Genomic DNA, 21,077 nt, shown 5'->3' on the forward strand with positions numbered 1-21,077 from the left:
ACCCTAGGCCTGCTTCTTACGTTCAATCGCCGCTGGCCCGCCAGCAGCCAACACAGCAGCCCCATAAACGCACACCGCCATAATCAGCACGATGGGCAACAGTGCACTACCTGCCAGAGTTGCTGAAAGTGCACTGATAGCGCCCGCAATCGTGAACTGCGCCGCGCCCAGCATTGCTGCTGCAGTGCCGCCAAGATGGGGGAAGAACTCCAGAGCATTAGCCATGTTGTTGGGAATAATGGCGCCCATGAACCCAACTGCAACAATAATGCAGCCTGCTATCACCCAGTAGGGTGCGCCCGCCCAAGCGCAGATTACCAGCGCGCTCACAGCAATGGCCTGCAGGAACACGCAGATTCTGAGAATGCGCACGGATTCATATTTGTTTAGCAGGCGACGGTTGAGCAGATTCAAACTTGCCATAGCCACTATGTTGGCAGCGAACAGCCCCGAAAACATGGCATTTGAGAGCCCAAACCACTCCTGATAAATAAACGATGCGTGGGTGATAAACACCATCATGGAACTGAAGCACAGCGCTTGCAGCCCAACAAAGCGCATGGTGACACCATGGCGAAGCACCAGCCCATAGTTGGTTACCAGCGTGGCAACCGGGGTGCGTTCTGTTTGGCGGGGAGGTAGGCGCCGAAACAATTGGAAATGCAGAACAACGGCCAGCAGAGCTGCGTAACCTGCCAGCATCAGAAAGATCACATGCCACTCGCTGAAATACAGTAATGCCGAGCCAATAGAGGGCGCGGCCGCAGGTGCAATGAACATGACCAAGCCAATCAACCCGAACAACCGGGCAGCATCCTGACCACTGGTTTGATCGCGAACTATGGCCGGCACGGACACTGCGCAAAACGCCCCACCAATGCCCTGCACAATCCGCCATCCCAGCAAGTTTGCAAGGGTTTCAGACTGGGCAACCATATAGGCGGCAATAGCGAAAACCAGCAGCCCGGCAAACAGTATCCGCTGTCGACCATAGCGGTCAGATAATGGCCCGCCCAGCAACTGTGCAAGCCCCAAAGCGCCAATATAAGCACTCAACGTGAGGCCAACGCCTCCATGCCCAATACCTAATTCATCAGCAATTTCCGGGAAGGCCGGCAAGTATGCATCAAGTGCCAATGGCCCCAAGGCAACGGTCATGCCCAATAAGACGGCTAGCTGAAGGTGGGACATAGGGGCTGTATTCAAATCGGTATCCAAATGAGAGGGCCAGACAGAAGATGCTGCAACCGTGGATTGTTAGCGTGCTCACAACTTAGCAGTCTAGCGCATAGCAGCAAGATACACTCCCTTAGTGACGGAAATCACTAAGGGAGCAATACAATCATCATAGGGAATGCAGAGCAGCCTAGCCTTACTACTTATTGATCAAGCAGCTCTATCCAGTGTTGCACCGGTACTTGGGCTTTGGTCTCAAGGTGCATCTGGCAACCTACGTTGGCGGTTACGATACGATCAGGATCATCCACCGTCAGTGCTTTGAGTTTGTTGCCCAGCAGTTTCTGGCTAAGTTCTGGTTGCAATACCGAATAAGTGCCTGCAGAACCACAGCACAAATGCTTGTCTTTGGTGATGGCCAAGTTGATGCCTGCCTTGGTAAGCACCTGCTCCACAACACCGCTCTGTTTCATTGCATGTTGCAGTGTGCAGGGGCAATGAAAGGCAACTTTGCCAGAGGTGTTCTGCACCTTGAGGCTTTCGAGATTCTGATTCAGCAAAAATGCGCCAAGGTCGGTGCTGAGCTCGCTGACTCTCGCGGCCTTGGCGGCATAGACAGGGTCGTTTCTCAACAAGTGTCCGTAGTCCTGCACCATGGCCCCACAACCAGAGGCGGTCATAATCAGTGCCTCTGCACCAGATTCGATGGCTGGCCACCAGGCATCGATGTTCTGGCGCATGCGCTCAAGGCCCTTTTCGTGCTCAGAGAGGTGATAGTTAACCGCCCCGCAGCATCCGGCTTCAGGGGCTTCGACCATGGTGATGCCGAGCTTGTCCAGCACTCGAGCGGCAGCTGCGTTGGTGTTCGGTGTGGCAGAGGGCTGCACGCAGCCTGCCAGTGCCAGAACAATTCTGTTATGGCTTGCGGCGGGCCAGGGGCTTGCCTGTTTTTTGGGTGGTACTTTGGATCGCAGTTTGGCAGGCAGTATGGGGGCGAAGGTTTGCCCGAGCTTTAGCAAGTTTCCAAACAGTACTCGATTGGGCAGTACTCGCGCCAGGGCCCAGCGCACCCACTTTTCTTTCGGGGGGCGTGGCAGTTCTTTGTCGATAAGGTTGCGGCTGATGTCCAGAAGGCGACCGTACTGAACACCGGATGGACAGGTGGTTTCGCAGCTGCGGCAGGTTAGGCAGCGGTCGAGGTGTTCACGGGTTTTTTCGGTGACTTCGGCGCCTTCGAGGAACATTTTCATGAGGTAGATGCGGCCTCGGGGGCCGTCGCGCTCGTCGTTGAGTTCCTGGTAGGTTGGGCAGGTTGCGGTGCAGAATCCGCAGTGGACGCACGCTCTCAGGATGGCTTCTGCTTCCTGTCCTTCTGTTGTGTTGGCAAATTGTTGAACCAGGTTTGTTTGCATGTTTTACCTGCTAAAGACTCATATTCGGTGGTATCGCGCTTGGATGAATGGTTCTCTGAAACACGCTGTGAATACTTCCCTGTACGCTTGGCTACGCCATCCATGGCTTCGCACAGTTTCAGAGAACCATTCACCCAATCGCTGTTCTGACCTTCGCGAAATTACAACCAGCTATACAGTCGTCCCGGGTTAAATATTCCGTCGGGATCAAACGAGTTTTTCACCCGCTGCTGGATTGCTTTAAGTGCATCAGGCTGGCCGTGCATTACCTCACCACTTCTGTCACCACCCCGGAACAGGCTTACCTGTCCGCCAGCGGCGCGAGCCAATGGCTCCATGTCGCTCAATTGGCTCGCTCCCCTGAACCATCGCTGGGAGCCGGCCCAGTCTATGAACCAGTCGCCTTCGATGGCGGGGTTCACAGCGGTGGAGTTAACGGAGAAACGCCATAGTGCTTCGTCGCTGCGGGTGAAGAAGTCGTGCTGCATGTCTTGCACTGAGCGCCAGAAATCAGCACCTGCCTCTACCACCTCCCCACTCCACTTTTCGGCTGTGGCTTCTACGGCTGTTTTGGCTCCGGAGAGGCGCAGATAGACTTTGCCATCTACCCAGCAGGCGGCTGTTATGGGTTTGGGTTCGGCTGAGCGGCTGTTCATGTAGTGGAGGACTTCGTCTATGCCCATTTCCTGCACTAAGGTCATGCTAGCAGCGGGGCTAGGCATTACTTTGAGGCTGATTTCAGTGATGAGCCCCAGGGTGCCTAAGGCTCCGGCTTGGAGTCGGGAGACATCGTAACCGGCGACGTTTTTCATCACTTCGCCGCCAAATCGTAGATGCTCGCCTTTGCCGTTAATCAGGCGTATGCCAAGCACTTGGTCCCGCACTGAGCCGGTCCAGGGCCGCGCAGGGCCAGACAGGTTGCAGGCGAGTGTGCCGCCAATGGTGGATTCGGGGCCAAAGTGAGGGGGTTCGAAGTGCAGTGCCTGGCCTTGTTCGGCAAGCACCGCTTCAATGTCAGCCAAAGGTGTGCCAGCACGTACGGTCATTACCAACTCTACGGGATGGTAATCCACTATGCCGGTGTGCTCGCCCACGTTGAGGGTGCCAGCCTCTGCACTGGGTTCACGGCCGATGAAGGCTTTGGTGTTGCCACCCACTATGTTGAGTTTCTCCCCGCCAGCGCGGGCCTGGAGCACTTGCTCCTGCAGTTGTTGAGAGATATCAGCCATGTTGTGCGGCTTCCGTGTGTTCGTGCTTGTGTTGTTTGTATTCGAGCGACCGATATTCCTGGCAGAACTTCAGCGCAGGCACAGCTTTGCCCGGATTGAGAATCCCCGTTGGATCAAACGCGGCTTTCACATCGTGAAATTGCTGCAGCTCTTCATCGTTGAATTGAATCGCCATTTGGCGAATCTTCTCCACGCCTACACCATGTTCACCAGTAATGCAGCCACCCACATCCACGCACATTTTCAGTATTGCCGCTCCGAAGGCTTCGGTACGTTCGAACTCCCCCGGTACGTTTGCATCAAACAGGATCAACGGGTGCAGGTTGCCATCGCCGGCATGGAATACGTTGGCGACACGCAAGCCGAACACTTCAGACATTTTGTCCATCTCAGACAACACATAAGCAATGTGTCGCCGGGGAATGGTGCCGTCCATGCAATAGTAGTCGGGAGAAATGCGACCGACGGCCGGGAATGCAGATTTCCGTCCCAGCCATAGAAGTGCCCTCTCCTCTTCGCTTTGAGAGGTGCGAACCGAGGTGGCTCCAAGCTTGCGGAAAACCTCTTCGGCCTCGGCAATGTGTTCGTGCACTTCTTCTTCGGTGCCATCCACTTCGCAAAGAAGCAGCGCTTTGGCCTCTCGGGGATAGCCCGCACCGGCAAAATCGTCGGCCGCCACAATGGCGTAGCCGTCCATCATTTCCAAACCGCCAGGAATGATGCCATGGGAGATGATGCCACCCACCGCATCACCCGCCATCTGCACGCTGTCGAAACCGGCCATCACCACTTGCGCCACTTCAGGCTTGGGCAGAAGCTTTACTTTCACTTCTGTCACCACACCCAGCAGGCCTTCTGATCCGGTTAGCAGGGCGAGAAGGTCCATGCCGCAGCTATCCAATCCGTCGCTGCCCACGGTTACCACATCGCCCTCAGCGGTCACTATTTCCACGCTGAGAAGGTTGTGTACCGTTAGCCCGTACTTCAGGCAGTGCACACCACCTGAGTTCTCCGCCACATTGCCGCCAATGGTGCAGGCAATCTGCGATGAGGGATCGGGGCCGTAGTAGAGGCCGTATTGAGCGGCTTCTTCGCTAATCGCCAGGTTGCGAACACCCGGCTGCAAGCTGGCCGTTCGTGCCAACGGATCTATGTTCAAAATACGGTTGAACTTGGCCAGCGATAACACCACACCTTCTTTATTCGGCATGGCACCAGCACTAAGACCGGTTCCCGCTCCACGGGCAACAACCGGAACTCCATGCTGATGGCAGATTCGCATAATCCGCTGCACCTGTGTTACGGTTTCCGGCAGCACGACCAGTAACGGCATTTCGCAGTACATCGACATGCCGTCGCATTCGTAGGGCTTCATAGTTTCGTCATCAGTGATAACGAAATTTGCATCAACAAAGCCCCGGAGCTTTTCAGCCAGCTCGGCTTTGCTGATGGTTGGCTTGGTTGTCATAAGGCCTTCCTCAAACCGCCTGTTTCAGCCTCGCTGGGCTGCAAAGTAATCAAGACCTGCCTGGGCGCAATCCATATCCTGTTGTGGCGTGCCGGAACTTAATCCGATACCGCCCACAACCTCCCCATCGACGATCACGGGCAAACCACCGCCAACAGAACTTACGCGCCCGCCCACTTCGGTATGGATGCCAAAAGCCAGGCTGCCAGGCACGTTCACGGCATTGTATTCGTGGGTAGCTTTCTTGGCCGCTGCGGCTGTGAATGCTTTGTCCTGGGCAATGGTGACGCTTGTGATCTTGCCTCCATCCATGCGCTCGAAAGCGATCAGATTGCCAGATTCGTCAACAATGGCAATGCACATGGGGACGCCAATTTCCCGGGCCTTGTCAGCTGCTCCAGCAATCAGCAGCCGGGCTTCCGTCAGATCAAGTCTCTTGATAGTTAACATGTTACTTACCTCCAAAATGGATCAGCCGTAAACCAGCCCTGGCAACCAGGTAACAACACCCGGAATAGCGATGCATACCATCAGGCCAAACGCCTGAATGGCAAGGAACACCAGAGAGGATTTGAAGATAGTGCCCATGGATATTTCCGGCGGGCACACGCCACGTATGTAAAACAGTGCATAGCCAAAGGGCGGGCTAAGGAATGACATCTGCATGTTCACCAGATACAGCACCCCGAACCAGAGCACCACATCATCGCCATCTACCGGCGGCAAACCGAACAGCCCCTCAAACGTCAGCGCCTTCACAATCGGAATGAAGATCGGAACGGCCAGAAGCAGGATGCCCACCCAGTCAAGGAACATGCCCAGCACTATCAGCAGCCCCATCAACAAAAACAGAATGCCGTATGCGCTCATACCAGTGCTCAAGATGGAATCTGTTACAAACTCCTGACCGCCCTGAAGAATATAGAAACCCACAAACACTGAGGCACCAAACATGATCCACAGGACCATGGCAGACGCTTTAGCCGTGGTTATGGAGGCCTCACGCAAGCCACTGATATTGAACCGGCCGTGCATGATGGCGACAACAATGGCGCCGAATGAACCAATGCCCGCTGCTTCAACCGGGGTCGCTATGCCACCGAACAGAAGGCCAAGCACCAGAGCCACAAGTATGAGGGGCGCAATCAGGCCTTTAAGCAGAAGCAGTTTTTCCCGCAGGGAGATTCGCTCTTCCACGGGCACAGGCGGCCCAAGGCTTGGGTTAAGCCAACTGCGAATCAGAACATACGCAATATAAAGGCTCGAGAGCATCAGCCCGGGAATAACGGACCCCAGGTAAAGCTCGCCCACCGACTGCTGCGCCACCACTGCATAGAGAATGGCAAGAATGGAGGGTGGGATAAGAATACCCAAGGTGCCGCCCGCCATAATGGAACCAATGGCGATCTTGTGGTCGTAGCCACGCTTCAGCATGGCAGGCAGAGCAATGATGCCCATGGTTACAACCGCAGCACCGATTACCCCCACCATGGCAGCCAAAAGCGTGGACGCCAGTATGGTTGCCGTTGCCAGGCCACCGCTAAGGCCGCCCATCCATTTGTAAACCACGCTGAACATTTCCTCGATCAGCCCGGCACGCTCAAGCATGGACGCCATGAAAATAAATAGCGGAATCGCAGCCAGATCGGAGTTGGTCATCATCGGGAATATCCGGCTGGGCACGATATTGAGCATCATCGCATCCCCTACCAGATACACGAACAGTACCCCGAGGCCACCCGTAACGAAGGCCAGTGGCAAGCCCATCATCAGGGCAACGAAAAGCGAGCCAAACATCAGATAGGTAAGCGGGCCGATTTCAACACTGGCAAGACTGCCAGCAAATTTGAAAAGGAATTTGTCGTCGCTGAAGGGATCGTAGAACAGGATATTGATCATCTCGACACAGATGACAAACCCGAAGCCTATGGTGGCCAGAATCATCAACCAGGTGCCGAGCTTACCCGACAGAGTAGGTCCTGAAGCAGTCGGTGTACTGGTAGTCATGCGGCACGCTCCTGTCCAAGGCGAACAAATAGAACAATATCTTTAATGAGCTTGGATATGCCCGCGAGTAGCAACAAAGTAGAGCCAAGCATCATCATGCCTTTAACCGGCCAGTACTGAATGCCCCAGGTCTCAACAGTGGTTTCGTTCATGGAGTATGAGTTCTCGAAAAAGGTCCAGGAGGTGACCATGAGTACCAGGGCGAATACGAAGAAGAACATTGAAGTAAAGATGTCCATGCCAACCCTGCCGCGCACCGGCAAGAGGTTGTAAACCACATCCACCCGCACATGGGCGCCATGGAGCATGGCAAAGGCGCCTGCCAGCAGGTACTGCATGCCCAGCAACAAGAAGCTGGCTTCATGCACCCACACCGTGGGCTGGTTGAACATGTACCGCATGACGACTTCGAAAAAATAGAAAACCACCGCGTTGACCGTCCAAAAGGCGACAAACTCGCCAGATTTCTCACTGATCCAGTCAATAATGCGGGTAAACCAGTTACCTTCGAACTTCAGGTAGACCAAAGGGTCATCTTCCATTGCCTGCAATTCACCGGGCGTCATGCCAGGCTCTGCAGGTTCACCGCCCCTCGCGCAAGCCCACTTGTGCCACCCCATCATGATGAGCGGCATCACCGCCAGCCAGCCCCAGTACATCCAGTGCGGCATTACAAATCCGAAGCCTTCCAGATCAGACATACGCTTACTACCTCAGCCATAAAACGGGGAAGGAGGCGCTCCGCTTTTCAGGAGCAGTCCCTAGCCTTCCCCACTGTGCTTTTATTGTTATCAGATAACGCAGGCTTACTTGCCTTTAACGCCTTCCAGATCAGACTCGCTCACATAACCAACGGTGTCGTTCATCATGTATTCAAGCTGCATATCGAAGATGGCGCGGGCATCCTCATCCTTGTTTGCCCACTTGTACCAGATAGGAATCGCGGCACGGCGGAACTCGGCAAGGTCATCCTGGCTGAGGCGGGATACCGTATCGCCGTCGGCCCGGAACTTCTTCATGGCTTCAATGTTGCGCTTCTGAATGGTGAGGTAGTGAATCTGGGAGTAATTGCGAACTTCATCTTCAACCAGCTTTTGCAGTTTCGGATCAAGGTTGTTCCAGTTTCGCAAGTTGACGGTGAGGTCCATCAAGTCCACTGGCTGGTAGATAGACATAACACCGGGAGGGCCGAACATGATGTAGTCCGTCACTTGGGAGAAGCCCAGCTCGTAGTTCACCGCAGGGCCAACGTAGTCCGCTGCATCAATGGTGCCTTTTTCCAGTGCAGGGAAAATATCAGAGCCTGGTAAGCTCACAGTCGAGACACCAAACTGCTGGAACACTTCGGCGACCATTCCGCCGGGCACGCGAATCTTCATGCCCTTCAAATCGCTCAAGCTGTTAACCGGCTTTTTGGAGTGGATGATGTTGGCATCGTGCTGAATGGGGCCTACGTAAAATAGACCATACTTTTTATAGATTTCCCGGGTCTTTTCCAACATACCCATGGAGTAGAACATGGTGTCCCACTGGTGCGGCTGATCCGGGCCAGCAGGATAGGAAGACAGAAATACCGATGCCGGAATCTTACCAGACCAGTACAAGGTGAAGGGATTCATCCCTTGCAGCACGCCATTGCGCACGGCTTCGAACAGGGCGTTGTTATCGGCAGCAACCGCCTTGGCAGGGAACGGCTTGAAAATCAGCTCGCCGCCGCTTTTTTCCTTGATGCTCTCGCACCATTCTTCAAACAGGTCGTAACCGACAGTGCCTGCATCCCAAACTGACTGTATTTTCCAGGTTGTTGCAGCGTGAGCCTGGCCTGCCCCCATCATCAGCGCACCCGCCAGAGCGGTGCCAAGGGCTGCGGTTTTCAGAAAACTCCTGCGCTGCGAAACTGCGCCGGCTCCGCAATTATTGGTATTGGTCTTGCTCGGTTTCATCGAGACATCTCCGCTAAAATTGTTGTTATGTTTTTTTGTAGAGCTCTGAGCAACACCGGCTTCATACCCGGTATCAGAAACGATATTCGTTGGCGGCACCTGTTTAGTCCAGCAAAGAGACCACTGGTCAGACCAGTTTCTGTAACGGACAAAATGGACGAATGCGGCCCAATCGGCCATATTCAAAGGGCTGTCGTATTGCAGTCAGCATAAACCTGATAACAACAATGACAAACGGCACTGGTCAGACCAGCGTCCCCGCAGGCAAGAAAATGGCTATTTCACGTGAAGTTTCGTACCGGCTGGAAAGGCTCATCCTTGATGGAGGGCTGGCACCAGAACAAAAAATACCGTCAGAACGGCAACTTGCGGCACGCCTTCGGGTTTCGCGGTCGGTGATTCGCGAGGCGCTTCATGAACTCCAGGGGCGCGGAGTTATCGAAACCCGCCACGGCAAGGGCTCCTTTGTTTCCACAATGGTGCCCGGGTCTGACGACCTCCGTGAGCAAGGCCCGTTAATGCATCTTTTTGAAGGGCATCCACGAACCCTCTACGATTTGTTGGAGGTTCGTGAACAGTTGGAAGGGCAAGCAGCGTTCCTGGCTGCCAAGCGTGCAACCAGCCTGGACCATCATCGGATCACCAAAGCCTACAGGGCATTGGAAGAAACCGACCCGCTAAGCAATGCCCGGCCAGATCACGGTTTCCATCAGGCAATTGTTGAGGCTTCGCATAATCCGATTCTGGTTCATGTACTCAACAGCCTCAAAAACATGATGCTGATGACGGTGCAGGCATCTGTCGCCAATCTCAACCCCAGAGCCGAAAAGCGTAAGAAAATTGTGCAGCAGCATCGCCAACTCTATGAAGCCATTATGGCTGGCCGACCCGCAAGCGCACAGAAAGTGGCCATGGCTCATGTACGCTTTGTAAGTGAATCCATGCGCGACATGGAAAGCGAAGGCAGCGAGCTTATACGCATTCCAGTTTTGCCGGAAACAGCGCGGAATCCACACCACATCAGCGGCTGAAACCAGCAAAATGCTTGCATTGAGCACTCATTACGCCACAATACGTGGTCTCAATTACAGGCGCTGAAAAATAACAATACTGTGTGCGTAAGGCATTGATTTCTTCAACCACAGTCCGTAAAACAAGCGCCCTTGATTTCCAGTTTCAGGAGCCATCCATGGCGGACCAAGCGCCTTTGATCTGCAAGGACATACATAAGACCTTTGCCGAGCTTGAAGTGCTCAAAGGTATTTCACTCGAAACCCGCAAAGGCGATGTGGTTTCTCTGATCGGCAGTTCCGGCTCTGGTAAAAGTACCTTTCTGCGCTGCATCAACCTGCTGGAAACACCCACCTCCGGTGACATCATTGTTCACGGCGACCCCATAAGGTTTACCAATAACCGCAAGGGCGAGCGTATTCCTGCGGATAACAAACAGGTAGAACTGATTCGCGCCAAGCTTTCCATGGTCTTCCAGGGTTTCAACCTTTGGTCTCACATGACGGTGCTGGAAAATATTATTGAAGCGCCAATCAACGTGCTTAAGGTTCCCAAAAAGGAAGCCATTGAACGGGCAGAGGCTTACCTGAACAAGGTGGGCATATACGAGCGCAAGGATTATTACCCGGCTCAGATGTCCGGGGGCCAGCAGCAGCGGGCAGCCATAGCCAGAGCACTGGCCATGGAACCAGAAGTAATGCTTTTTGACGAGCCCACTTCAGCACTGGACCCGGAGCTGGTTGGGGAAGTATTGAAAGTTATGCAAAGTCTGGCTGAGGAAGGCCGCACCATGATCGTAGTAACTCACGAAATGGCATTTGCAAAGGATGTGTCGACTCAGGTGCTGTTTTTACACCAGGGCGTTATCGAGGAACAGGGAACACCCCAAAAGGTGTTTGATAACCCTGACTCGGAGCGCATGAAACAGTTCTTGGCTCCCAAGTTCTGACAGGCGGTGCTATCTTTATCGCTGTCGGACATATAGTTTCCAAAAAAATAACGCCCTAGAGGCGATACACTGGAGAAGTGACACATGAAAAAACTGATGATTGCAGCAAGCTGCGCGCTGGCCATGTTTGCTACAGGTGCGCAGGCAGACGAGCGTAATTTGCGCATTGCTTTCGACGTACCTTATGAGCCGTTCGAATACAAAGATGAAAATGGTGAGCTGACAGGCTTCGAAGTTGATCTGGCCGCTGCCATGTGTGAAGAAATGAAGGCCGACTGCGAGTTCGTCATTCAGGCTTGGGACGGCATGATTCCTGGCCTCTTGGCCCGTAAATTCGATCTGATCATGTCTTCCATGTCGATCACGGAGGAGCGTGCTGAGCGGGTTCTTTTCTCTGAGCCGTACTACAACACGCCAGGCGGCTGGTTTGGCCCGGACAGCTTCAATGCAGACGTTACCGACATGGGCGCCATGAAAGGTAAAACTGTAGGCGTTCAGCGCGGCACCACTATGGACACCTTTGTTACCGAAGAAATGAGTGGCGTAGTAACCATCAAGCGTTACACCACCGCAGATGACATGGTTCTGGACCTCGAAGGCCAGCGCCTGGATGTCGTATTTGTTGATTACCCGGTAGGCGAACAGACCGTTCTGACCAAGAAAGGCTTCAAGGAAGTCGGCGAGCCCGTAAAGCTGGGTGAAGGCGTGGGCGTTGCCATGCGCAAGCGCGACAAAGACGTTGCCGAAGAGGTGAACGCGGCCCTGCGTAAGCTGAAAGAAGACGGCACCTACGATGCCATCATGAAAAAGTATTTCGCTTACGACGTAAAAGTCTGACCGTTAAGATCTGATACTTCCAGCCCCAGGGGTAGCCGTAGTGGCTACCCCTGACTACCGGACACTCCCATGTTTGATCTGAAAGGCTATGGTCCGGCCCTTTTGAACGGGGCAGTTGTTACCGTAGAACTCGCTTTCCTGTCTCTTGCTCTGGCATTGATTCTCGGGCTTATTGGCGCGGCTGCAAAGCTGTCAAACAGCCGTGTCGCTGTGGGCATTGCGACCACTTACACCACCCTGATTCGTGGTGTTCCTGATCTGGTGATGATGCTGCTGTTCTATTATGGCGGCCAGGTGGGCGTGAATATGCTCTCCGACTATATTTGGGAAACCTATGAAGTCGACTTTTTCTTCCAGTTCAATCCATTCATTTCTGGCGTGATAACCATCGGGCTGATTTTCGGGGCCTACATGACAGAAACCTTTCGAGGTGCCTTTCTGGCAGTTGAAACCGGACAGATTGAGGCGGCGCGAGCCTACGGCTTTAGCAAATGGCACACCTTCCGCAGAGTGATGGTTCCACAAATGTTGCGCCATGCCCTACCCGGCATTGGCAATAACTGGCAAGTTTTGCTCAAAACCACAGCTCTGGTTTCTATTATCGGCCTCACGGATATGGTGCGTGTAGCAGAGGAAGCAGCCAAGGCGGAGCGCATGCCCTTTCACTTTTTCATTCCGGTGGCGTTTGTGTATCTCGCCCTTACGGCAGGCTCCGAGCTTTTCATTAAGTGGCTCGATAAACGAGCCAATGTCGGCGTGATTCAGGAGACTTGATAATGCCACCCGACTTTATTGCTGCCTGGCTTAACAAGAACGACATTTTTACGGCCATGACCATCATGGAGTACTGGGATGGGATGGTCACGACCGTTCAACTGGTATTTCTGTGCCTGATTATCGGGCTTGTGTTTGCGGTTCCTCTGGCGATTCTTCGCACGGTTAAAAACCCGTTTGTGTCTGGCCCTGTGTGGCTTTACACCTATCTTTTCCGTGGCACGCCGCTGCTGATTCAACTGTATATTATTTACTATGGCGTCGCCCAGATTCCCGGCATTCAGGAAACCTTCTGGTGGGAGATTTTCCGGGAGCCGTTTTACCCTGCCCTGCTGGCCTTCACATTGAACACCTGCGCCTACACCACTGAGATTATCCGTGGTGCGATCATTTCTACGCCCCATGGTGAAATTGAGGCGGCGAAGGCTTACGGTATGAATTGGTTTATGCGGATGCGGCGCATTGTGTTGCCAAGTGCGGCGCGGCGGGCGGTGCAGGCGTATTCCAATGAGGTTATTTTCATGCTGCACTCGAGTGCGATTGCGAGTGTGGTAACGATTGTGGATCTTACGGGGGCTGCGCGGAATATTTATTCGCGGTTTTATGCGCCGTTTGATGCGTTTATTTTTGTGGCGCTTTGCTACATGGTGCTGACCTTTATTCTGGTGTTTGCGTTCCGCAAGCTTGAGAATCATTTGTTGCGGCATCAGCGGCCTGTGGGCTCTTGAGTATTCTTAAACCATCAAAACTTTACTCTGTGCAAGGTCTGGCAGGGCATTCCCTTCCGGGAGACGCTACGAGCACATCCATGTGGGCTTGACTGAAGCCATCCATGGCTTCAGACACTCCCGGAAGGGAATGCCCTGCCAGACCCCAGACTTTATTCGGGGATTCTATGGCTGCATATCCAGATCTTTTTGAATCCAGCCCTGATTGGCTAGCCCACACGCTTGCCAATGCCGCAGCTGACCTTCCCGAAACCACAACCACACTCCCGGATGGCACTCGCATAAACCGCAAAGCGGTTGGCGTTCTGCAGCTCACGCCGCCACCCGGTCGCACCAATCCGAATCAGGAGGCGTTGATCGTCTCTGCCGGAATCCATGGCAATGAAACCGCTCCCATAGAGGTTCTTAACACGCTTCTCAGCGAGCTGTTGAACGAAGAGTGGCAGTTGGCTGTTCCGCTGCTGCTGATTCTGGGAAACCCGCCAGCCATGGTGGCCGGGGAACGGTTTTTGGATGTGAATCTTAACCGGTTGTTTAATGGGGCTCATGGTAAGCCGGAGTATGACGGGCTGCCGGAAGCAGCTCGAGCGCAGCTTCTTGAGGAGGCTTGTCGGCAGTTCGCTGTGGCGCATCCGCAGGCACTTTCCCACTATGATTTACATACGGCCATAAGGCCCTCCCAGCGGGAGAAGTTTGCACTTTACCCGTTTGTTGAAGGTAGGCAGGTGCCGGAGGTGCAGTGTGATTTTTTGCTGGAGGCAGAAGTGGAAACCTTATTGCTACAGCATAAGGCAGGCACTACGTTTTCGTCGTTTTCTTCATCCGTGCTGAACGCCGAGAGTTTTACGGTGGAGTTGGGCAAGGTTCATCCGTTCGGTATGAACGATCTCACTCGGTTTGAGGGCGTTAAAAATGCGCTTCGGCGGCGTTTTTGTGGTGAGCCAACGCCCGCAAAACAACCACCCTTTGACCATCTCACGGTGTTCGAGGTGGTGTACGAGATTTTGAATACAGGGAAGAACTTTCAGTTTCACATTCCGGATGATGTAGCCAACTTTACCGAGTACGCCCCGGGTACCGTCATCTGGGAGGATGACGATACCTGTTACAAGGTTGGCGAGATTCCAGAGGCGATTGTGTTCCCGAACCGGGACGTGCCGGTTGGCCAGCGGGTGGGCCTGTTGATCAGGCCCCGTTAAAAACCGCCGGCACAGAGCTACGCCGGAGCGTTTTCGGGTTCAGCCACTTTCACCTTGATCAGCTGCGTACACACCGCGGGGATCACCAGCAGGGTCAGCACAGTTGAAGCCAGTAGCCCTGAGATAATCGCCCAAGCCATGGGCGGCCAAAGTGTGGAGCTCGAGAAGGCAAGCGGCAACAAGCCGGCTACGGTGGTGGCTGTGGTCAGCAGGATGGGCCGGGTTCGCTGTATTACGGCTTTGCGCATGGCTTCGTGGATGTTTTCGCCGTTTTCCAACTCTCTGTCCATCACATCCAGCAGCACTATGGCGTTGTTGACCACAATGCCCACCAGTGCGATCACGCCCAACATCGACTGAAATCCGAAGGGCGAACCAGATAGCACCAAGCCGGGGAATATACCCACGGTGGCCAGGGGTACGGTCAGCAGGATAATGCCAACCCGGCGGAAGGAGTTGAACTGCAACAGCAAAAAGAAGAGCAGCAAGAGTATGCCAATGGGCGCGGCTGTTAGCAGAGCACCGTTAGCGTCGCCTGAGCCTTCGGCATCGCCGCCCATTTCCATACGGGTACCTTCAGGCAGAGGGTTATCTTCCAGCGCTCGTTGCAGCCCATCCAGCGCCTGGCTGAAGCTGTAGCCTGTCAGCAGATTTGCGGTCACGGTGTTCAGCCGGGTTCCGTTACGCAGGTAGCGTGCAGCTGGCTCCCAAGTTGTCTCCACGCTGGCCACAGCAGACAGCGGTACCGCTTGCCCTCGCTCGTTATAGATATTCACTGAAAGCAATCGTTCCAGTGGCAGCGAGGTGCCTTCCTGGGATCTCAGCACCAGTGGTATCGGGTCTTTTTCCTGGCGGTAGCGCTCGGCAACCACACCAAAACTCTGGCCATACAGGCTTTGAGCCACATCCGCACGGGTAAGCCCGTATCGTGCAGCGGTGGCGTCGTCTACGTTTATGGCGATGCTGGGTACGCCAATGTCCAGATCGTGCCGCACATCCACTGTGCCCTCCACCTGACGCAATGCACTGAACAACTGCTCTACTGCATGGGTGCGTGTCTTGTCGTCGGCGTGGTACACACGCACTTCCACCGGAGCAATGCTCGGCGGCCCCTGCCCCAGAACACCCACGCTTACGTCCAGCTCGGGCATCTGTTCATCCACGTGGGCACGAATCCAGTGAATCATGCCGGTTGTGTCTTCCAGCGTCGGCGTGGCTATCACAAGCCGGCCTCTGTTCGGCGCTTGGGGGGCCCGCTGGAGATTGTAATAAAAAGCGGGGCCGGTAAAGCCCACAAACCGATGAATCTGAAGCGCATTGGGCTGAGTGCGTATGGCGTGCTCCAGATTGGCAGCGGCTTCAGCGGTGCGCTGTTGGTCTGTGCCTTCCGGCATAAAGAGCTCAACAATCACCTGAGGCCGGTCGGCATTGGGGAAGAACTGTTGCGCCATAAATGTCGTCATGGACAAACTGATCACAACCAGAAAAGCGCCAGCAGCAATCAGGCGCTTTGGATGGCGGTACACCATGCCACCAAGAAAACGCGCCAATCCAAGCAGGCGGTCAGCCTCGGCATTGCGGCGAGGCTTGAGGAAGCGTGCTGCCAGCAGGGGAACCACTGAGATCGCCAACAGGTAACTTACAGACAGCGTGAGCATAATCATCACCGGCACGCCCCGGGTGAAATCTGCCGCACCGCCCTTGGCAAGTAATAGCGGAGCAAAGGCAGCAAGTGTGGTGCCAGTGGAGGCTCCCAATGGGCCCGCAAGCTCACCAACCGCTTTGCGCAGAGCGTCCAAACGGCGCACGCCCACATCAAGGTGCCCCTGAATGTTCTCAACAATCACAATGGCGTTGTCGATCAGAATGCCCAGAGAGATCACCATGCCGATAACTGCTATCTGGTGCAGCACGCCACCGCCAAGATCGTAAAGCCCAACGCTGATCAGAGCCACCATCGGCAGAATGGAAGCCACCAGCAGGCCCATTCGGATGCCCATGCCGGTGAACACCACCGCTACGATGATCAGTACCGAAAGCACCAGACTCCAGGCCAGATTATCCAAACGCTCAGAGACTTTATCCGGCTGAAAGAACATCTCGCGGATTTCGTAGGGCTCGAAGTCCCCGCGTATCTGTTCAACCCGCTCCCGCACTCGCTCACCAAAACGGATCGCGTCGGTGGTGCCCTCTTCCATAATCAACGAGAGTAATACAACCCGCTCACCATCAAACCAGGTTTCTGGCTGGCGTGGCTCTGCTGGGCCACGCCACACGTCTGCAGCCGCCGCCAGTGGCACCTGAGAACCGTCCGGAAGCTCTATGGGTGTGGCTCGGATGGCATCAATATCCGCAAACTCCGTATTAGGAAGCACAGACAAACGGCGACCGTCCACAACCACAAAACCGCCGGGGGTGGTCTGGTTACGTTGAGCAAGGGTTTGCAGAATTCGAGCCGGCGAGATACCAAGGCGGTAAAGCGCCGCATCATCCAGAGCCAGGGTGATCTGCTCATCGGCATCCCCTTCCAGTTCAATACGGGAGACACCACCCAGATCGGACAGGTTTTCTTTGAGCCGTTCCGCCACATCCGTCAGCTCACTCACTGAAGACGCGCCGCCTATGGCAAGAACAATCGCTGGGTTATCAATCAGGCGGTCATCCAAAGCCATCTGGCCAATGTCGTCGGGGAAGTCTTGCTTTGCACGCTCCATCGCTTGGCGAACGCGGTCCCACGCGGGATCTGTATCGTAAATATCGTCGTTCAAGCGCAACCTGACAAGCGCCACACCGGTACGGGCTGTACCTTGGGAAAAGTCTATTTCCTCGACCTGCCGCAGTTCATCCGTTAGCGGCCGGAGCACCAATCGCTCTACAGCATCGGCACTGGCACCCGGATAGCTCACCGACACCAACCCGGCCCGGTACGGAAATGAGGGGTCTTCCTGGCGCGGCATAGTGCTGTATGCCGCAATACCCAGCAAACACAGCATGGTAACCACCATGCCCAACAATCGCTGATAATTGAGTAGCCGGCGCGTCATCAGCGCACCTCCACGGCATCACCGTCTGCAAGGCGCGTCATACCTGCGTAAACCACTTGATCGCCGGGTTCCAGCTCACCTGTGCGCACCACGACGCGCTCACCCACAACACGCTCAACCTGTATGGGTACTCGCCGGGCAATACCTTCACGCACGCGGAATACCGTCATGCCATCCGCGCTGCGGAGCACGGACAAAAGCGGCACAGTCATGGCTGATTCCCGGGTGGGTGTTATACCTACTTCAACTGGCTCTCCGGTATCCAGGGTATTGATCGGCAAGCTAACCAGAACCGGATGCAACTCACCCCGGATAGCGCCCGCCTGAGCAATTTCAACAACAGAGCCAAGTACCGGAGCCTCGATTCGATTCTGCACAGACCACACTGGCAATTCTTCATCCACTGCCACGTGGGCCAACAGATAAGCCGGCACCCGCACTTCCACTTCTTTACCTTCAGGTGAAGACAAGCGCATTACCGGCTGGCCCGCCGCCACAAACTCATCCCGTTCTACCAATAGCGCTTCCACACGACCGCCAAATGGCGCTCGCAAGGCGCTTTCTTCCAGCAACTGGGTAGCCTCAGCCAATGCCGCTTGAGCTGTTGCCACGCTGGCCTTCAGGGAATCCCGGCGAGCCGCAATCTGTTCAAGGTTTTGCTCGGATACCACGCCTCGTTCGTGCAGCCGGCTTGAGCGCTCCCACTCACGTTTGGCCTGTTCGTGACGGGTGTGCAACTCGTCAAGCTTGGCTTTTGCCGAATCCCGTGCAGGTTCCAGCGCCGGATTGTACACCCGTGCCAGCAAGTCGCCGGCGGCAACTGTCTGGCCCAATTCCACGGCCCGCTCCCGAAGCGTTCCGCTAACTTGAAAGGTAAGCGTTGCGCGCTGGGTTGACCGTACAATGCCGGAAAAACGCAGGGTAATTTCCTGGGCCTCGCCACCCGTGACCTCTGAAACACGCACCGAAACTGCATGCTCACCCGAGGCAGCAGGGGCATCATCGGCCATGCAACCGGATAGGAACAGGCCGCAGGCAGCAAGAAATAAAAGGGCAACAGGGGTGCGCGATGGTGTCATAAAGTATCCTTTCGTCCGTGCTCAAGTTGGTGTTGATACCGCTTCCTGCGGAAATCCGGGGGCGTTGAGCACGACATAATGTCATTCTTTGACATTATGTCAATAATCAGCTTTCATTCTCCAATTGAAAAATTAACCGCTGAAAGAGCCTGACGAGAGAGCCAGATGACTGAACCGCTGAAAACACGCCGTGAACGGGAGAAACAGGCCCGCTACGACACGATTCTGGACGCCGCTGAACGGGTCTTTTCAGAGAAGGGCTACGAACGCACCTCCATGGATGACATTGCACGCACGGCAAGCCTGAGCCGGGCTTTACTGTATGTTTACTTCAAGGATAAGGCGGCAATTCAACGGGGCATCATGCTGCGTGCAGGGCATAGTTTGTATGAACGCTTCAGAAAGGCACGGCTGACTGCCGATACGGGGCTGGCGCAAATTCGCGCTATGGGGGAATCCTATTATCGCTTCTATCTGGATGAGCCAGATTATTTCTCTGCCCTTACCAAAGCCTCCACCGCCATGGCAGAGGCAGATGAAACACAAGCCAAAGAAATGCTTTGCTCAAAGACAGAGCTGATGACGCTTATGACTGAGGCCATAGAACTGGGGCTGAAAGATGGCACCATGAGCCGTCAACGTATCCACAGCCCGGAGCAGACCGCGCTCTATCTGCGCGGGGCACTGCACGGCGCGCTTTTGCTATGCCAATCCGAAGCCAGCGAAAGTGGCGATATCTTCCCGGCCGAAAGCCTTATCCGGCACACTATGGACATGCTGACTGCTTCGATTGCCGCACCCTGACCATGCTTTTATGACCAGTGGGGGAGGCTGCTACATCTGGAAATCGTAAATAGAACCCAGCCCCAGAATTCCGGTCAGCTCATCCAGCGCTTTGCGTACTTCTTCCAGCAGCATGGGATCCGCCAGGTCATCCCTGCTTAGTTCGCTACGGTAGTGGGCTTCAACCCAGGTTGTCAGGCGCTCATACAGCGCATCAGTCAGAATCACACCCCGATGCATGGCCTTTAGTTCGTCGTCATTCAGAACCACTCGCAAACGCAGGCAAGCAGGGCCACCGCCATTGCGCATGGACTGTTTCACATCAAACACTTCCACCGCGGTAATCGGCCCGCCAGAGGCCAGCAGCTTATCCAGGTACTTGCTCACAGAGGGCACTTCCCTGCACTCACCCGGAACCGCCAGCAACATACCATCGGGCGTATTCAGCAACTGGCTGTTGAAAAGATAAGACGCGACTGCATCCGCAATCGGCACTTCCCCGCTGCTTACGCGAACGGCCTCCAGTTCAGCGCCAGTCAACCGAGCACGAATATCTGACAGCACCCGCTGTTCATCAAGAAACGCCATCTCGTGGTAGAAGAGCGTATTACCATTACCTACCGCAATAACATCGTTATGAAAGACACCCGCATCAATGGCTGCAGGGTTTTGTTGGGCAAATACCAGATGGCCATTTTTGAGGCCGTGCAGACGGGCGATTGCCTGTGAGGCTTCAAGAGTCTGCCGGGCCGGGTATTTTTTCGGAGCCGGTGCTTGCTCGTTAAATGCAATCTGGCCATACACAAACAGCTCCACCCCCGGTTCACCATACCCGCCGCAAAGCCGGGTGTGGTTGGCTGCGCCTTCATCGCCAAAGTGGCTGACTGATGGCAGCGCCGGATGATGGGCAAAGTACCCCTCGTCCGCAAAGATAGATTTGAGCATGCGGCCAGTTACCCTGTGCTCAATGGAGCGATGGAACTTGGCGCTCAAATTGGCGGGGGTGAAGTGCACCCTGTGGTCGTCTGTATCGGCACTGGGAGAAACCGTCGCTGCATTGGCTGTCCACATGGACGAAGCTGACGCCACAGCCGCCATAATCGACGGGCTGGACTTGGCTGCCTGCGCCAGAATTTGCGCATCCGTGCCGCTGAACCCGAGCGCTTTGAGAGAGGGAACATGAGGACGTTCATGGGGCGGCAATACACCCTGAACGTAGCCCCGGTCCGACAGGCGCTTCATTTTCGCCAACCCCTGAAGCGCAGCCTCCCGGGGGTTGGATACCGCATTCACATTGGACTTCGATGCCACGTTGCCCCAAGACAGGCCCGCATAATTGTGGGTTGGGCCAACCAGGCCATCAAAGTTTGCTTCTACCGCATGTTTTGCCATGTCTGGGAATTCCGTCCATTCGGATTCAGGGAATAAAGCTCAACGT

General features: G+C 54.9%; 18 protein-coding genes. 7 read left to right on the forward strand and 11 right to left on the reverse strand.

The features are described from left to right. Positions 1–3: 3 nt before the first annotated feature. From Q0824_RS08085 to dctP, 8 genes are all read right to left on the reverse strand, one after another. On the reverse strand, positions 4–1,206 hold the full coding sequence (locus tag Q0824_RS08085; RefSeq protein ID WP_366521633.1) for a multidrug effflux MFS transporter: 1,203 nt from the start codon (positions 1,204–1,206) through the stop codon (positions 4–6). A 173-nt stretch (positions 1,207–1,379) separates the two neighbouring features. Further along, positions 1,380–2,588, reverse strand: coding sequence for a glycolate oxidase subunit GlcF (glcF, locus tag Q0824_RS08090; RefSeq protein WP_298449159.1), 1,209 nt, complete (start codon positions 2,586–2,588; stop codon positions 1,380–1,382). 161 nt (positions 2,589–2,749) lie between these two features. Further along, complete coding sequence (glcE, locus tag Q0824_RS08095; RefSeq protein WP_298449161.1) at positions 2,750–3,817, reverse strand: glycolate oxidase subunit GlcE; 1,068 nt, start codon at positions 3,815–3,817, stop codon at positions 2,750–2,752. Further along, positions 3,810–5,285, reverse strand: coding sequence for an FAD-linked oxidase C-terminal domain-containing protein (locus Q0824_RS08100; RefSeq protein ID WP_298449163.1), 1,476 nt, complete (start codon positions 5,283–5,285; stop codon positions 3,810–3,812). The genes glcE and Q0824_RS08100 overlap by 8 nt, the downstream gene beginning before the upstream one ends. 24 nt (positions 5,286–5,309) lie before the next feature. Then, on the reverse strand, positions 5,310–5,735 hold the full coding sequence (locus tag Q0824_RS08105) for a heme-binding protein (protein WP_298449164.1): 426 nt from the start codon (positions 5,733–5,735) through the stop codon (positions 5,310–5,312). Positions 5,736–5,756: 21 nt separating this feature from the next. Beyond that, positions 5,757–7,292 carry a TRAP transporter large permease subunit gene (locus tag Q0824_RS08110; protein ID WP_298449166.1) on the reverse strand — a complete coding sequence of 512 codons (1,536 nt, stop codon included), beginning with the start codon at positions 7,290–7,292 and terminating at the stop codon, positions 5,757–5,759. Then, a complete protein-coding gene (locus Q0824_RS08115) occupies positions 7,289–7,993 on the reverse strand; it encodes a TRAP transporter small permease subunit (protein ID WP_298449168.1) in 705 nt (234 codons plus the stop codon). The genes Q0824_RS08110 and Q0824_RS08115 overlap by 4 nt, the downstream gene beginning before the upstream one ends. A 105-nt stretch (positions 7,994–8,098) precedes the next feature. After that, on the reverse strand, positions 8,099–9,235 hold the full coding sequence (dctP, locus tag Q0824_RS08120) for a TRAP transporter substrate-binding protein DctP (protein ID WP_298449170.1): 1,137 nt from the start codon (positions 9,233–9,235) through the stop codon (positions 8,099–8,101). Between the two features lie 272 nt (positions 9,236–9,507). Here dctP and Q0824_RS08125 point away from each other — a divergent pair, with 272 nt between their 5' ends. From Q0824_RS08125 to Q0824_RS08150, 6 genes are all read left to right on the forward strand, one after another. Then, on the forward strand, positions 9,508–10,266 hold the full coding sequence (locus tag Q0824_RS08125) for an FCD domain-containing protein (RefSeq protein WP_298449578.1): 759 nt from the start codon (positions 9,508–9,510) through the stop codon (positions 10,264–10,266). Between the two features lie 158 nt (positions 10,267–10,424). Next, positions 10,425–11,195, forward strand: coding sequence for an ABC transporter ATP-binding protein (locus Q0824_RS08130; protein ID WP_298449172.1), 771 nt, complete (start codon positions 10,425–10,427; stop codon positions 11,193–11,195). 84 nt (positions 11,196–11,279) lie between these two features. After that, a complete protein-coding gene (locus Q0824_RS08135; protein ID WP_298449174.1) occupies positions 11,280–12,032 on the forward strand; it encodes a transporter substrate-binding domain-containing protein in 753 nt (250 codons plus the stop codon). A 69-nt stretch (positions 12,033–12,101) separates the two neighbouring features. Beyond that, positions 12,102–12,806, forward strand: a complete 705-nt coding sequence (locus Q0824_RS08140; RefSeq protein WP_200202930.1) for an ABC transporter permease — start codon at positions 12,102–12,104, stop codon at positions 12,804–12,806. A gap of 2 nt (positions 12,807–12,808) precedes the next feature. Continuing rightward, a complete protein-coding gene (locus Q0824_RS08145) occupies positions 12,809–13,534 on the forward strand; it encodes an ABC transporter permease (RefSeq protein ID WP_298449178.1) in 726 nt (241 codons plus the stop codon). A 167-nt stretch (positions 13,535–13,701) separates the two neighbouring features. Continuing rightward, positions 13,702–14,733, forward strand: coding sequence for a succinylglutamate desuccinylase (locus tag Q0824_RS08150; RefSeq protein ID WP_298449180.1), 1,032 nt, complete (start codon positions 13,702–13,704; stop codon positions 14,731–14,733). A gap of 17 nt (positions 14,734–14,750) precedes the next feature. Here Q0824_RS08150 and Q0824_RS08155 read toward each other — a convergent pair whose 3' ends face one another. Then, complete coding sequence (locus Q0824_RS08155) at positions 14,751–17,777, reverse strand: efflux RND transporter permease subunit (protein WP_298449182.1); 3,027 nt, start codon at positions 17,775–17,777, stop codon at positions 14,751–14,753. Beyond that, positions 17,777–18,856 (reverse strand): efflux RND transporter periplasmic adaptor subunit, encoded by a 1,080-nt coding sequence (locus Q0824_RS08160; RefSeq protein WP_298449185.1) that lies wholly within the window; start codon positions 18,854–18,856, stop codon positions 17,777–17,779. The genes Q0824_RS08155 and Q0824_RS08160 overlap by 1 nt, the downstream gene beginning before the upstream one ends. Before the next feature lie 165 nt (positions 18,857–19,021). Between Q0824_RS08160 and Q0824_RS08165 the strand changes: the two genes are divergently transcribed. Continuing rightward, on the forward strand, positions 19,022–19,660 hold the full coding sequence (locus Q0824_RS08165) for a TetR/AcrR family transcriptional regulator (protein ID WP_298449187.1): 639 nt from the start codon (positions 19,022–19,024) through the stop codon (positions 19,658–19,660). Positions 19,661–19,690: 30 nt separating this feature from the next. Here Q0824_RS08165 and astB read toward each other — a convergent pair whose 3' ends face one another. Continuing rightward, positions 19,691–21,031 carry an N-succinylarginine dihydrolase gene (gene astB, locus Q0824_RS08170; protein ID WP_298449189.1) on the reverse strand — a complete coding sequence of 447 codons (1,341 nt, stop codon included), beginning with the start codon at positions 21,029–21,031 and terminating at the stop codon, positions 19,691–19,693. Between the last annotated feature and the right edge of the window lie 46 nt (positions 21,032–21,077).

Origin of the sequence: uncultured Marinobacter sp. (assembly GCF_947488835.1) — a bacterium.
Taxonomy (GTDB): Bacteria; Pseudomonadota; Gammaproteobacteria; order Pseudomonadales; family Oleiphilaceae; genus Marinobacter.

Coding starts and splice junctions, on each gene's coding strand:
- glcF (WP_298449159.1), bottom strand. CDS start 2,588: ATGCAAACAAACCTGGTTCAACAATTTGCCAACACAACAGAAGGACAG.
- glcE (WP_298449161.1), bottom strand. CDS start 3,817: ATGGCTGATATCTCTCAACAACTGCAGGAGCAAGTGCTCCAGGCCCGC.
- Q0824_RS08100 (WP_298449163.1), bottom strand. CDS start 5,285: ATGACAACCAAGCCAACCATCAGCAAAGCCGAGCTGGCTGAAAAGCTC.
- Q0824_RS08105 (WP_298449164.1), bottom strand. CDS start 5,735: ATGTTAACTATCAAGAGACTTGATCTGACGGAAGCCCGGCTGCTGATT.
- Q0824_RS08110 (WP_298449166.1), bottom strand. CDS start 7,292: ATGACTACCAGTACACCGACTGCTTCAGGACCTACTCTGTCGGGTAAG.
- Q0824_RS08115 (WP_298449168.1), bottom strand. CDS start 7,993: ATGTCTGATCTGGAAGGCTTCGGATTTGTAATGCCGCACTGGATGTAC.
- dctP (WP_298449170.1), bottom strand. CDS start 9,235: ATGAAACCGAGCAAGACCAATACCAATAATTGCGGAGCCGGCGCAGTT.
- Q0824_RS08125 (WP_298449578.1), top strand. CDS start 9,508: ATGGCTATTTCACGTGAAGTTTCGTACCGGCTGGAAAGGCTCATCCTT.
- Q0824_RS08130 (WP_298449172.1), top strand. CDS start 10,425: ATGGCGGACCAAGCGCCTTTGATCTGCAAGGACATACATAAGACCTTT.
- Q0824_RS08135 (WP_298449174.1), top strand. CDS start 11,280: ATGAAAAAACTGATGATTGCAGCAAGCTGCGCGCTGGCCATGTTTGCT.
- Q0824_RS08140 (WP_200202930.1), top strand. CDS start 12,102: ATGTTTGATCTGAAAGGCTATGGTCCGGCCCTTTTGAACGGGGCAGTT.
- Q0824_RS08145 (WP_298449178.1), top strand. CDS start 12,809: ATGCCACCCGACTTTATTGCTGCCTGGCTTAACAAGAACGACATTTTT.
- Q0824_RS08150 (WP_298449180.1), top strand. CDS start 13,702: ATGGCTGCATATCCAGATCTTTTTGAATCCAGCCCTGATTGGCTAGCC.
- Q0824_RS08155 (WP_298449182.1), bottom strand. CDS start 17,777: ATGACGCGCCGGCTACTCAATTATCAGCGATTGTTGGGCATGGTGGTT.
- Q0824_RS08160 (WP_298449185.1), bottom strand. CDS start 18,856: ATGACACCATCGCGCACCCCTGTTGCCCTTTTATTTCTTGCTGCCTGC.
- Q0824_RS08165 (WP_298449187.1), top strand. CDS start 19,022: ATGACTGAACCGCTGAAAACACGCCGTGAACGGGAGAAACAGGCCCGC.
- astB (WP_298449189.1), bottom strand. CDS start 21,031: ATGGCAAAACATGCGGTAGAAGCAAACTTTGATGGCCTGGTTGGCCCA.